The following is a 13,557-nucleotide window of genomic DNA, read 5'->3' as shown; positions in this document are numbered from 1 at the left end:
CCGGCCAGTTACCAGTACAGTTTCCAGCTCCGGGTGAAACGCACCAGCGCCTCAACGTAGAAGTAATCTCCCCAGCTTGCGCACTCATCCACGCCTTTGTTGCTCCCGAGGTGGTAAACCGAGTGTTTAAGCAGCCCGTTGCCCTTTTCTTCTCTCCCCATCAGATAGTGTTTCGTCAGTGACGACATAATGCCTTTAGCCCATTCCATATAGCGCTCGCGATCCGGATCCGTGACCGGCAGGTGTTTCACCAGCTCCAGCAGCCCACATACCGCAATCGCCGCCGAGGAAGAATCACGCAGCGCGTCGGTGCCCACCAGCGCCAGATCCCAGTGGCAGACGTAGTCGTCGGGCAGGCGATTGAGGAAGTAGTTCGCCAGCCGTTTTGACAGGGCGATCATCGTCTCGTCGCCGGTATAGATATAGCTCAGCAGGAAGCCGTAAATTCCCCACGCCTGCCCGCGTGACCAGCAGGAGTCGTCGGCGTAGCCCTGCTGGGTGTTGCCGTAGCGCGGTGCGCCGGTTGTCACATCCATATAGTAGGTGTGGAATGTGGAGGCATCGTCACGAATGAGGTACGTCGCCGCCTGCATGACGTGCGCTTTTGCGGCGTCGGCAAAGCGCGGATCGCCCGTCTGCTCCGTTGCCCAGTAGAGCAGCGGCAGGTTCATGTTGCAGTCGATGATCATCCGCCCGGCCTGGTCCGGATCGGAGAGATCGCCCCACGCCTGGATGATCTTCGCCTTCTCGTGGAAGCGTTCCAGCAGAGCTTCCGCCGCCAGCAGCGAGAAGCCGCGCGCCTCGCGATTTCCGGTCAGCCGCCACGCGGCTACGCAGGAGAGCGTGTAGAGGAAGCCTAAATCGTGGGTGTTGGTGTCGTTGCGCCCGGCGATGCGCAGGCCAAACGAGCGCACGTGTTTTTCCGCCATCGCGCGGAATTTTTCCTCGCCGCTCATCTCCCATGCCAGCCATAGCTGCCCGGTCCAGAAGCTGGTGGTCCATTCCACGTTGTCAGTCAGCGGATAAAAACCGTTCTGGCAGGTTTCCGCCGGGAATTTGTCGCCGAACTCCGTTAAATGACGGCTAATCAGGTCCAGAACGTGGCTGCGCGCCGAATTCAGTTCATCGCTGAATGCGCGGGAGTCAACGGGCGCAGCGATAACAGGCAGACGTTCTTCTTTGATACGACTTAACATATTTCGGTTCCTTCTTTGACGGCGTAATTTAACGTGTTGACGTTTCTGCTACGTTCAGCGCACGAGCCCCGCGCCATTTGCTCTGACAGGCGGATAACGTAAAAGCAGAAATAAGGGTAAAGGTCAGCGCCGTTGCGCCCATGATGATATAGGTGTGCTCAAAGCCAATACGGTCATACATATAGCCGGCAGGGGAAGAGACCACCACGTTGCCAACGTAGAGCATTGCCTGATAGCCGAGTAAATACATGGTGGCATTGACGCGCTTGTCGAAATGCTCGGCGATATATTTAAATACCGACACCAGCAGGAGACAAATTTCCAGACCGTACAGCGGCTTAAGCACTGAAATTAACAGGTGAGAATCACACATGCCGGAAATAATCAGACGCGCCCCGACCACCAGCCCGACAATTAATAGCCCGCGTTTGGCGCCAATAAAGTTCACAAACAGCGGGACCACCATATACATGACAAATTCCATGCCCGACTGCACGGTCCCGAGATAACCGAATACCGCGTTGCCCTCATGAATATCATCGAAGAAGGTGACGAAATAGCGCGAGAACTGCTGCTCGGCGATAAACATCATCCACGCCACGCCCGCCACGTACAGGCAGAAGGCCCAGAATTTGCGGTTTCGCAGCAGGGCGTAAACGTCTGACGGGGCGATTTTCTCTTTCGTCAGCACCTCGCCCGCGTGAATGGAGTTAGTGTTCACTTTCAGGCTCAGCAGGACGATCAGCATCACCACCGATGCCACGCTGCCGAGAATAAAGTTATACGCCGGTGAGAGGTTAAAAAGCAGGCCGGAGAAGGACGATGCCACCGCCCAGCCGAGCGAACCCCACATGCGAATTTGCCCGAACTCCATGCCGTTTAAGCGGCTAAAGCGGTCGGAATACGATTCGCACGCCGCCACACCCGCGTACCAGGCAAAGCTTAAATAGAGCGCGCCGATAATAATCCCCAGCAGGGTATTAGACATTAACAGCGGCTGGTATACGTAAATAAAGAACGGCGCCATCAGGGCCGACATGATCACCACAAAATAGAGCAGGTATTTGCTCATGCCGATCTTATCGAGAATATAGCCGTAGATCGGTTTAAGAATAACGGAGAATATCCCGTTCACCGCAAAAACGGTTCCAATCACCGAGCCGCTGAGATTGGCTTTCTGGCCAAGCCAGATCGCCAGCAGTCCAATACTGGCAGACCAGGTAAAGAAATAGAGAAAGATAAAGCTACTGATTTTGTAATATTCAGTTCTGTTAGTTGTCGATGTGCTTTTCATATCATCCTCGCCGACGTGTAGGGCCAGATTTTTATAATGTGAACGACAGCTTACGTTCGCTTCCGGGTTCGCTAATGACGACCCGGCTATGGGTTATATTCAGCTGCGGCGTCGCCGCAACGGGCTGTTTTCCGCCAGCCAGAACGGCGCAACAGAGCCAGCTTTCCCCTTGCGGGAGGTCGGCCTTTAACAACGGAATGGAAGCGCACTCCGCAAACATAATGCTGCTGTTCGGCGGCGTGACGATGCTGTCTGGCTGGCGGTGAATGACCGGCGAAAGATCGACAATGACGCTGCTGCCGTTTTCAGCCATCAGATAACAACCGCGATCGCGCACCTGGTGGGCGGTTTTCATCACCGCAAAGCCGCCCTCGACGGTTTGCAGAGTGCGCGCGCTGTTGATGCGGTGCAGGCGCAGGTGCCACTCCCCGAACGGGATCTGCCAGGTCGCAATCTGCACGTCGCGCCACGGCGACCAGCGCGAGAAAATGTAATGTTCATCCACCCGAACCTCTTCGCACTCGCGACGACCGCGGAAATAGTCATCTTCGTCCGCCAGCAGCAGCATGGAATCGCAGGCTGCATGCTTCAGGCCAAATCGTCCACGCTCAATGGTGAATCCGAAGCGGCTGGAGTAGGCAAATTTGGTGTATTTCGCTTCGGTGTTGACGTAGTTATTCAGCTCCAGCTGACCAGCGGTGAGCATGACGACGTGCTGCGAAGCTTTCGAATGCATCAGGATCTGCTGCGCATGCGGGATCACATGTTTTTCAGCAAGCGCGGGCAGCGGCTGCTCGTCGGCCTGCCAGAACGGATGCGCCTCCGGCAGCGCCAGGATCAGGTAGGTTTTCAGCGCCCAGTACGGTGAACCGGGGGAGTTGTAATCCTCGCACATCGCCAGGTTCGGATACGCAAACCCCAGGGTAAGAATACCGTCGCGATCGACAATCGACTGCTGCTGCCACCAGCGCAGATGCCGCAGCACAATGCCCTTCACGATACCCGGGGTGAAGACGTCCAGCTGAGAAAAAGCCACCGCGCTCCAGAAGGCAACCATGGCAAAGCGGTAGGTCAGGCTGCGGCCAAACGGCACCGAGGCACCATCGGCGGCGGACCAGTAGATAAAGTCTTCCGCGAACAGACGCGAGCGCTCGCGCAGCACCTTTGCCCTCGCCTCGTCGTCACTCAGGGTGGCGTAAATCAGGCCGTAAAAATGGAAAGCCATGGAGATGTAATAGTCTTTCGGGCGGCCGGGACCGTCGGAGTACCAGCCGTCGCCGAGATAGTAGGCGTCCATCAGCGCAAAGCGGTGGTCAATGGCGGCTTGATCGTACGGCAGGCCGGCGCGCTTAAAGCCGAGCTGGACCATAATGGCAAAATAGTTCCAGTTGCTGTCTGGCATCTGCGCGTCGGTGATTTGGTTGAGCCACGCGTGCAGGTTAATCACCTCGCGCCCGGTAAAATGCGCGGTGAGTTTATCTCCCAGCAGAGCGAGCCCCAGACCGTAGGCCGCCATCTCTACCAGACGCTGATCGTACGGGCCGGTTTCACCCCAGTAGCCGGTGCTTTGCGGGTCGGTACCAAGCTTAATGGCAGTAAGGTACTTCTCGCTGAACGGCGTGCTTTCGCCGGATGCCATCAGCGGAAACAGCCCCCACAGCGCGCGGGAAAGTCCCTCCATCTGCGCAATATCCGCTGTGTAATGGGCGCAGGTATCACCCAGCGAGAATCGTGAACGGTTCGCCGGAAATTGCGTATCCAGCGCCTGTAAAAGTGCATTCAACGACGCCACTACCTCCTGGCGTGAAGACAACGGATTTGATTTTTCTTTGTTTGCCGCCCACATCGGTTCGCCCTCGTAATCAACTGCGGCAAAGCATAGTGAATCCGCAAGGGGCAGAAATGTTAGCCGTGTCACAGGCATGAACGATGAATAAACCTCCAGTTGAGAAAATTTAAAAAGGTGGTTTATAAAGACGGTCAGACGGGAAAAAGTTGAGTTTTATTGCACTATGCGCGACACGCCGACATCCGATCTTCTGGAACTGATCGCCCTGAACGATACCGTGGCCTCGTTCAGCCGCCTGTTTGCCAATACCGTGCGCTACCATCACTGGCACCAGTGTCTGGAGATCCTCTATGTGGAAGAGGGCTTTGGCGTGGCGATTGTCGATAATCGTCACTACACCATGCGCCCCGGACGGCTGTTTTTCTTCCCGCCTTTTACGCTGCACAAGGTCATGGTGGACGAACAGGCGGAGGCAATTTACCGCCGCACCATTATTCATCTCGACCAGCACGCGGTGCTGAAGATCCTGCGGGATTTTCCCCAGACCCGGCAGCGTCTGGAGCGGCTGTCACGCCGTGGCGGCGAAGCGTGGGTCGCCGATTTAGCCCACTTCCATCACCATATCGACCATCTGTTTAGCTGCTATAAACCGCCGATGAACGGCGAGATCATCGCCAGCCTGCTGATCGGCCTGTTCGCGATGCTGCCCGACGATCGCGACGGCGAGCCGGGAAACAGCCAGGGGATCGCCAGCCAGGTGATGTTTTGGCTCGACGAGCATTATCAGGAGAAATTTCGTCTGGATGCGCTGGCCAATGAGCTGGGAAAATCCCGCAGCTACGTATCGCGAAAATTCCATGCGGAAACGGGCGAAAAAATTCACGACTACCTGAATACGCTAAGGTTGCGTAAGTCGTGTGAGTGTTTACTCCACACTGATTCGAGCGTGCGTGACATTGCCGCACAGACGGGTTTTTCCGACGTGACGTGGTTTATCAGCGCGTTTAAAAAAGGGATTGGCGAGACGCCGCTGCAGTACCGGAAGAACCATCGTGCGGTTTGACGCCCTCACCCACGGGGCTGAGGGTTCCCCACAAATTAATGCGAGCACTGAGCAATCCCCTCGCCCCTCCGGGGAGAGGGTTAGGGTGAGGGGAACATACGGCGGTGGTGGTCATTCCGTTCACTTTATGTTCCTTGCTACTCTGTAACGACATGACCGGTGAACGTGCCAGGGTGGCTCAGTCGCCACCACCCTGGCGACCCGGGCTCCCGGCGGTAAATCGCCGCTTCGCGGTGCCCTCGGCTTATTCCTTCCGGCTTATCGGGTACGGGCGGAGGCAACGTCCCTGTAAAGCCGCCCTCTCGGCGCATCCCTGCGCCTCGCCCCGGCCTGCAGGAAACGCCTCAGCGATTTACAGCCGGACCAGAGCATCGCTGACAGCCCTCAGTCATTTAGAAAGCAACTTTATTGCTTCTGCATAAAAAAATTACTGGGGATCCCTCAGCCCACGGGGAGAGGGGGAAAATCAACCGCTCTTCTTGCCCGGCTTTAATCCGCGGTGTAACTCGTTGATGCGCTTCATCGACTTGATGGTGCGCTGCGGCTCGGTGGAGGCGACGGACAGAATAATCATCTCCAGGCACAGCAGCACCGTGCCGTGCAGCGGGATTTTGCCCTTCTCGCCGCCGCGCGGGACGTGGATCACTACGCTTGCCTCTTTGCTAAAGCGCGAGTCAGTGGCGTTGGTCAGCAAAATGGTGGGAATACCCAGGCGCTTCGCTTCGCGCAGCGTGGTCTGTCCTTCCCGGTGCGCGGATTTTTGCGCCATCATTACCAGCACGTCACCGCGCTGTAGGGCAATCAGCTGTTCGGCGAGGCCAATACCGGTGCGGTTGAGCGGGATCGCAGGCAGGCCTATACGGCTAAACAGTCGCGAGGTGTACTCAGCCAGAATGCCGGATGCGCCAATGCCAAAAATAGCGACCTGTCTCGCCTGCGCCAGCAGCGACACCGCCTGCGCCATCGCGTAGCGGTTGCCCGGTTCGGACAACACCGCGCAGGTGTGTTGATGGCCTTCCAGCACAAAATCGATGCTCGCGTCGACGTCGCTGGTAAGCGTGTTTACCGTCGTGGACATCTTCTCGCTGGAGGTGACCACCGGGCCAAACCACTGCTCCAGGGTCTGCTTGAGATCCCGCAGCCCGCCAAACCCAAGCGCCTGAATGGCACGCACCACGGTGGCGTCCGAGGTGTGTAGCACAGCGGCAATCTCCATTGCCGTCTGCTCCATAACCGCTTCACGATTTTCATTGATATAGCTCGCCACCTGCAGCAGGCGCGGCGTCAGCTGGTGCGCCCGCGAGCGGAGGCGGTCGCCGTAGACATCAATTTTTCGGATCATCGTGCGGCCTCCGGCAGCGGACGGCCCGCTATCTGCGACTGCACCTGCGCGGCCATCAGCCCCAGCGAGGCAAATGAATTTGAGATCGCTTCCTCGCGGGAGATGAGCACGTAATGCCCGGTTCGGCAGGCGTTGAGAAACTGACACCAGCCCGGCATCACCGCATCCATCGCCGCCAGCTCGTCCTGCGGTTTTCCGCCGGTGTCCCCGCGCCAGGTTGCAAAGACAAAATCAGCATCCAGCTCCGGCAGACGCTCGGCGCTGACGTCGATGCGCCCGCCCTCCGGGATGCTCTCAATCAGCGGCGGGAATCTGAACCCTGCGTCGCGCAGCACGCGCCCAAGCGAGTGGTAGCTGTGCATGGCGTTGATTTTGCCCTGATTGGCCTGAATCACCGAGACGGTCAGTTTGCTCGTATCGATGGTCGCCTTTAGCGCCTCGATCTGCTCCTGATAGCGACGCTCCAGAATCTTCAGCCGCGCCTCTGTCCCGGTAAGCTGCGCCAGCTTGCGGTAGATCTCCGGCGCGCCGCCGTCGAGGTGATCGATACTCACCGTCGGGGCAATTTTTTCCAGCTGTTCGACCGGCGTGTTGCGGGTCGGCTCGGTGATGATAAGATCCGGCTTCGCCGCGGCGATGGCTTCAATATCGATATCGGCGGTGCCGATGAATGTGATGTCGGAATTATCAAAATCGATGCCCGTCAGCATGCCGCTGGAGCGCAGAAAATGGCTGCCGTCCGGTCGGGTACGGCCATGGCTGGCAACCGGCGGTACGCCAAGCTCGATCAGCGGAATGGTGATATCCAGGTCGTGCAGGGACACAATCCGCTTCGGGTTAACCGGCACCACCACTTTGCGGTTCAGGTCGTCAGTAAACGTCTGCGTTGGCTCTGCGGCTCCTGCAGCAAAACCCACCAGCACCAGCATTGCAAAAAATACGCGCATTTCTATCCCCTAAAATCGATCCCGACGCTGCCAGAGCAGCAGCAGGAAAAACGGTCCGCCAATCAGTGAAATGACAATTCCCGCCGGCAGCTGCAACGGGAGAAATGCCAGCCGCCCGACGTTATCCGCCAGCAGCACCAGCAGCGCGCCCAGTACGGCACTTCCCGTCAGCAGTGCCGTTTGCCCTCCGCGCAGCAGCAGGCGCGCCATGTGCGGGGCAATCAGCCCGACAAAGCCGATACTCCCCACGCAGGAGACGCAGGCCGCGGTGAGCACCACGGGGGCAAACACGCGCAGCAGCGCGAGGTGTGAAGTCCGCACGCCCAGCCCCGTCGCAGTGTGGTTGCCGAGCAAGGCTACGTCTGCGGCGCGCGCGGTAAAGAGCAGCAGCGCAAACGCCGGCACTGTCCAGGCAGCAGCGATGCTGACCAGCGTCCAGCTTGCCGCATGCAGACTCCCCGCCAGCCACAGCATCGCCGTCTGGACGTCGCGCACGTCGGCGGTCGTCATAAAGACCCCCATCGCGGCGGCAAACGCCCATGACACGCCGATGCCGATCAGGATGAATCGCGGGCGCGAGATATCACGCGCCAGCGCCACTACCAGCAGCGCGGTCAGCAGCCCACCGGCCATGCCGATAAGTGGACGCCAGTACGGCCCCAATCCCGGAAACTGAAAAATCAGCAGCAGCACCGCCGCGCTACAGCCCTCTTTCACGCCGATAAGTCCGGGGTCAGCAAGGCCGTTGCGGGTAATGGACTGCATGGCCGCCCCCGCCATGCCGAGCATCGCGCCGCACAGCACCGCCATCAGCAGGCGCGGCAGGCGGATATCCATCACAATGTAATACGCATCCGCCGTCAGACGTTCAGGATAAAACAGCGCACGTCCGATGGCGGAAGCAGGAATGGGCAGCGAGCCGTGCGTCAGGCCAAAACTTAGCAGCAGTAAAACGGCAAGGGTTAAAACGGTCAGATACAGCAGCGCCCTCGGGCGAACCAGCGCCGAGAAGGAGGAAAATCGTACTGCCCTCAATCCAGCCCGGTTCATTTGAACATCCTTGACGCCATAAGGATAAAGACCGGCGCGCCGACCAGCGCAGTCATCACGCCGGTTGCCAGCTCATACGGCGTAAACAGCGTGCGGGCGGCGATATCCGCCATCAGCAGAACCAGCGCCCCGCAGAGGGCTGAGAGCGGCACCATCACGCGCAGGTCCACCGATACCAGACGGCGAATCAGCTGCGGCACCACGAGTCCGATAAACCCGATCGGTCCGGCAACTGAAACCGCCGCGCCGCACAGCAGGGCGATGGCCAGCAGCGCGAGCAGGCGCGTTTTCATCAGCGACACGCCAAGCCCCTGCGCCATTCTGTCCCCCAGCGCCAGCATGTTCAGCGACGGCGACAGCCAGAGCGCCAGCGCAAAACCCACGGCAGCGGCCCCCGCGGCGCTAGCGGTCGTCTCGCCGATGACTCCCGCCACATCCCCCGCAAGCCAGGTCCGCATGGCCAGCAGCGTCTGTTCATCCAGAATCAACACCGTGGCGGTTATCGATGAGGCAAATGCCGACATCGCCACGCCGCACAGCGTGACTTTCATCGGCGTGAGACCGGTACGCCCGGATGAGGAGAACGTTAGCACCAGCAAAAAGAGCGCGGCGGCGCCGGCTGCGGCTATCAGAGGGCGGCCAAACGGCAGCGACAGCCCGAGGGCACTCGTCAGCACCACCGCCAGCGCCGCCCCTGCATTTAGCCCCAGGATATGCGGCTCGCCGAGCGGGTTGCGGATCACTGACTGCAGCAGCACGCCCGCGACGCCGAGCGCCGCGCCCGTCACCAGGGCGGCGCACAGTCGCATCAAGCGCAGCCTGACGATCACGCTATGCTCAAAATTGCGCGGGTCGAAGTGGAAAAATGCGTCTACTACCGTCCGGGGGGCGATAACGCGCGCCCCGATGCTCAGGTGCGCAATCGCGCCTGCCAGAAGCAGCAGCGTAAAGAGAATAAAGGCCACAGACGTGCGCATCATGGTTTGTCGACAGCCTGACGGAACGGCATAAAGAACGGCTTGCCGGTCAGCGGGTTAACCGACATATGCACGTCGACATCAAACACCGCTTTGATCAGCTCCGGCGTGCAGGCGTCGCCCTCATGCAGTACCCCCTCAACCTTTCCCTGACGTAAAAAGACCAGAGAATCACCGTAGTTCACGGCGAAGTTGAGATCGTGCAGAACCACCACCACGGTGCGCCCGTGCCGGCGCGTCAGCGTGTGCAGCAGTTCGAGGATCTCCACCTGGTAGCGAAGATCGAGGTACGTCGTGGGTTCATCCAGCAGGATATAGGGCGTTTGCTGCGCCAGTACCATGGCGATCCAGCAGCGCTGGCGCTGGCCGCCGGACAGGCTTTCAACCAGATGATGGGCAAACTCTGCCGTTCCGGTCAGGCGTAACGCCTCTTCCACGGCCCGCTCGTCTTCCTCGCTCCACTGGCGCATCACGTTCTGCCAGGGGAAACGTCCGCGCGAGACCAGCTCAAATACGGTTAACCCTTCTGGAAGCAGCGGAGACTGCGGCAGGATCCCGAGCTGGCGGGCGACCGCTTTGGTTGGCTGCGAGTGGATGGCTTTGCCGTCCAGCACCGCGCTGCCGCCGAGCGGCTGAAGCAGCCGCGCGAGGGTACTTAACAGCGTCGATTTTCCGCAGCCGTTTGCGCCCACCAGAACAGTCATTTTCTGCTGGGGGATCGCAAGGGAGATATCATCAACGATGATTTTTTTCTGGTAACCCGCGGAGAGGTTCTCAAGAACCAGTCCCGGCTTTTTGATGTAGTGAGCCACGTGAACGCCAACGTAAGAAAAAAAACCAACAAATAAAAATAAAACTCATTCTCTTTTGTGAGTTTGCCGCCGCGCCATGTAGTAGTCAAGCGAAGATATACCCTGTAAACCCCAGGGATAACTGAGCATCGCTCCACAAATCAAAATTCCTTTTTATCAATTATTTTCAATGCCTTAAACAGGAAATCAACGCGTATTAGCCAGAGAGAAACCTCTGTAGCGAAATTTTTATTTATTCCATTTACTACTACACCCCCTCATGCTTGAATGATTCTCAATTACAAGTCCGATGCCGTAGAGGCTAACGGACAGACCGTAAGGGCAATGACTCACACATTCTTCCGCGAGCATTTCATCGCAGGATATTTTGGGAAAACAGATGTAATGGCTAAGTTCACACCTTCATTCGCCGGGGTAAAAGGGCGCGCGCTCTTTTCACTCCTGTTCATGGCGCCTCTGGTGCACGCAGCAGCAAAAGACGGTGAGACGCTTACCGTCACTGCCGACCCTTACGCTTCCACCGACGCCACCAGCGGCTATCAGCCCCTGAACACCTCCACCGCCACGCTGACCAACATGCCGATGCTGGACATCCCGCAGGTGGTCAATACCGTCAGCGATAAAGTGCTGGAAGACCAAAACGCGACCACGCTCGACGAGGCGCTGTATAACGTCAGCAACGTGGTGCAGACCAACACCCTGGGCGGCACGCAGGATGCCTTCGTGCGCCGTGGCTTCGGCGCAAACCGCGATGGCTCGATCATGACCAACGGCCTGCGCACCGTGCTGCCGCGCAGCTTCAATGCCGCAACCGAGCGCGTGGAGGTGCTAAAAGGCCCGGCCTCGACCCTTTACGGTATTCTCGACCCCGGCGGCCTGATTAACGTGGTGACCAAACGCCCGGAGAAAACCTTCGGCGGCTCGATTTCTGCCACATCAACCAGCTTTGGCGGCGGTACCGGACAGTTTGACGTCACCGGTCCGATTGAAGGTACGCGTCTGGCCTATCGCCTGACGGGGGAGTATCAGGACGAGGATTACTGGCGTAATTTCGGCACCGAACGCAGCACCTTTATCGCCCCGTCTTTGACCTGGTTCGGCGATGATGCCACCGTGACCGTGCTCTATTCGCATCGCGACTATAAAACGCCGTTCGATCGCGGAACGATCTTCGATCTCAACACCAAAAAGGCCGTCGACGTCGATCGCAAAACCCGCTTTGATGAGCCATTTAACGTGACCGACGGTCAGTCCGACCTCGCTCAGCTTAACGCGGAGTATCGCCTTAACAGCCAGTGGACCGCGAAGTTCGACTACAGCTACAGCCAGGATAAGTACAGCGATAACCAGGCTCGCGTGATGGCCTACGATTCAAAAACCGGCAACCTGACCCGCCGCGTGGATGCGACCCAGGGTTCGACCCAGCGTATGCACACAACGCGGGCAGATTTGCAGGGGAACGTGGACATCGCGGGCTTTTACAATGAGATCCTGACCGGCGTGTCGTATGAGAATTACGATCTGCTGCGTACGGACATGATCCGTTGTAAGAACGTTAAGGATTTCAATATTTACAACCCGAGCTATGGCAGCCTCGGCAAGTGCACCACCGTCTCGGCATCCGACAGCGATCAAACCATCAAGCAGGAGAGCTACTCCGCTTACGCGCAGGACGCGCTGTACCTGACCGATAAATGGATCGCCGTTGCCGGACTACGCTACCAGTATTACACCCAGTACGCGGGCAAAGGCCGTCCGTTTAACGTCAACACCGACAGCCGCGACGACCAGTGGACGCCGAAGCTGGGCCTGGTATACAAGCTCACGCCGGCAGTCTCCCTGTTTGCTAACTATTCCCAGACGTTTATGCCGCAGTCGTCCATTGCGAGCTACATCGGCGACCTGCCGCCGGAAACGTCGAACGCGTATGAAATAGGCGCTAAATTCGACCTGTTCGACGGCATTACTGCCAACATCGCGCTGTTTGATATCCACAAGCGCAACGTGCTGTACACCGAGAGCATCGGTGATGATACCGTCGCCAAAACCGCGGGCCGCGTGCGCTCGCAGGGTGTCGAAGTGGATCTCGCCGGATCGCTGACCGAGAACACCAACATTATCGCCAGCTACGGCTATACCGATGCGAAGGTGCTGGAAGACCCGGACTACGCGGGCAAACCGCTGCCGAACGTGCCGCGCCATACCGGCTCCCTGTTCCTGACGTACGATATTCACAATGCGTTTGCCGGGAATACGCTGACAATTGGCGGCGGCGGGCACGGCGTGAGCCGTCGTTCAGCGACTAACGGTGCGGATTATTATCTGCCGGGCTATTTCGTGGCGGATGCATTTGCGGCGTACAAAATGAAGCTGCAATATCCGGTGACGCTACAGGTGAACGTGAAGAATTTGTTTGATAAGACCTACTACACGTCGTCGATTGCGACCAATAACCTGGGCAACCAGATTGGCGACCCGCGTGAAGTGCAGTTTACGGTGAAGATGGAGTTTTGACGTCAGTGCGAGGCGTTCCCCTCACCCTAACCCTCTCCCCAGAGGGGCGAGGGGATCGATCGTAGGCCCGGTAAGCGCAGCGCCACCGGGCAAAAAAAAGCCCTGCATCGCAGGGCTTTTTCAGCATCAGGCCTCAATATCCGCCATATCGCCTTTCTCCTGCAGCCAGTTACGTCGGTCTTCCGAACGTTTCTTGGCAAGGAGCATATCCATCATGGCGTTGGTTTGCTGTTCGTCTTCGTCGCTGATCGTCAGCTGCACCAGACGGCGCGTGTTCGGATCCAACGTCGTTTCGCGAAGCTGCATCGGGTTCATCTCGCCCAGCCCTTTAAAGCGCTGCACGTTCGGTTTGCCCTTCTTGCGCTTCAGCTGTTCCAGCACGCCCGCTTTCTCTTCTTCCGTCAGCGCATAGTAGACTTCTTTGCCAAGGTCGATACGGTACAGCGGCGGCAGCGCCACGTGGACGTGACCGTTTTTCACCAGCGCGCGGAAGTGCTTCACGAACAGCGCGCACAGCAGCGTGGCGATGTGCAGGCCATCGGAGTCCGCATCCGCGAGAATGCAGATCTTGCC

Annotated in this window: 10 protein-coding genes and 1 pseudogene; 2 read left to right on the top strand and 9 right to left on the bottom strand. The window is 58.4% G+C overall.

What is annotated here, in order from left to right; translation table 11 throughout:
* Window positions 1–8 precede the first annotated feature (8 nt).
* From HP459_RS05040 to HP459_RS05030, 3 genes are read right to left on the bottom strand one after another with little or no spacing between them, the layout of a single operon-like run.
* Window positions 9–1,196, bottom strand: a complete 1,188-nt coding sequence (locus HP459_RS05040) for a glycoside hydrolase family 88 protein (RefSeq protein ID WP_045622724.1) — start codon at window positions 1,194–1,196, stop codon at window positions 9–11.
* A gap of 28 nt (window positions 1,197–1,224) precedes the next feature.
* Window positions 1,225–2,490: an oligosaccharide MFS transporter gene (locus HP459_RS05035; protein WP_022649415.1), complete on the bottom strand. Its 1,266-nt coding sequence runs from the start codon at window positions 2,488–2,490 to the stop codon at window positions 1,225–1,227.
* Between the two features lie 31 nt (window positions 2,491–2,521).
* Complete coding sequence (locus HP459_RS05030; protein WP_058677018.1) at window positions 2,522–4,336, bottom strand: DUF2264 domain-containing protein; 1,815 nt, start codon at window positions 4,334–4,336, stop codon at window positions 2,522–2,524.
* A 166-nt stretch (window positions 4,337–4,502) separates the two neighbouring features.
* On the opposite strand from HP459_RS05030, the gene HP459_RS05025 reads away from it, so the two are divergent.
* Window positions 4,503–5,342: an AraC family transcriptional regulator gene (locus HP459_RS05025; RefSeq protein ID WP_171935988.1), complete on the top strand. Its 840-nt coding sequence runs from the start codon at window positions 4,503–4,505 to the stop codon at window positions 5,340–5,342.
* A gap of 466 nt (window positions 5,343–5,808) precedes the next feature.
* Here the strand turns inward: HP459_RS05025 and HP459_RS05020 are convergent, their stop codons facing one another.
* From HP459_RS05020 to HP459_RS05000, 5 genes are read right to left on the bottom strand one after another with little or no spacing between them, the layout of a single operon-like run.
* Window positions 5,809–6,684 (bottom strand): MurR/RpiR family transcriptional regulator, encoded by an 876-nt coding sequence (locus HP459_RS05020; RefSeq protein WP_015571883.1) that lies wholly within the window; start codon window positions 6,682–6,684, stop codon window positions 5,809–5,811.
* Window positions 6,681–7,631, bottom strand: a complete 951-nt coding sequence (locus tag HP459_RS05015; protein ID WP_023306962.1) for an iron-siderophore ABC transporter substrate-binding protein — start codon at window positions 7,629–7,631, stop codon at window positions 6,681–6,683. The genes HP459_RS05020 and HP459_RS05015 overlap by 4 nt, the downstream gene beginning before the upstream one ends.
* A gap of 9 nt (window positions 7,632–7,640) precedes the next feature.
* Window positions 7,641–8,681, bottom strand: coding sequence for an iron ABC transporter permease (locus HP459_RS05010; RefSeq protein WP_171935987.1), 1,041 nt, complete (start codon window positions 8,679–8,681; stop codon window positions 7,641–7,643).
* The gene (locus HP459_RS05005) at window positions 8,678–9,661 is read right to left on the bottom strand and encodes an iron ABC transporter permease (protein ID WP_045307988.1); all 984 of its coding nucleotides are present in this window, start codon (window positions 9,659–9,661) and stop codon (window positions 8,678–8,680) included. The genes HP459_RS05010 and HP459_RS05005 overlap by 4 nt, the downstream gene beginning before the upstream one ends.
* Window positions 9,658–10,470, bottom strand: coding sequence for an ABC transporter ATP-binding protein (locus HP459_RS05000; protein WP_023306964.1), 813 nt, complete (start codon window positions 10,468–10,470; stop codon window positions 9,658–9,660). The genes HP459_RS05005 and HP459_RS05000 overlap by 4 nt, the downstream gene beginning before the upstream one ends.
* Window positions 10,471–10,854: 384 nt before the next feature.
* Here HP459_RS05000 and HP459_RS04995 point away from each other — a divergent pair, with 384 nt between their 5' ends.
* Window positions 10,855–12,984, top strand: a complete 2,130-nt coding sequence (locus HP459_RS04995) for a TonB-dependent siderophore receptor (RefSeq protein ID WP_171935986.1) — start codon at window positions 10,855–10,857, stop codon at window positions 12,982–12,984.
* 126 nt (window positions 12,985–13,110) lie between these two features.
* Here the strand turns inward: HP459_RS04995 and HP459_RS04990 are convergent.
* Window positions 13,111–13,557, bottom strand: a pseudogene (locus HP459_RS04990) (DNA topoisomerase IV subunit B); the annotation flags it as partial.

It is taken from the genome of Enterobacter sp. CM29, assembly GCF_013179605.1.
GTDB classification, from domain to species: Bacteria; Pseudomonadota; Gammaproteobacteria; order Enterobacterales; family Enterobacteriaceae; genus Enterobacter; species Enterobacter intestinihominis.
The sequence above is the reverse complement of the archived record's forward strand: the minus strand, read 5'-3'. Positions and strand labels throughout refer to the sequence as shown.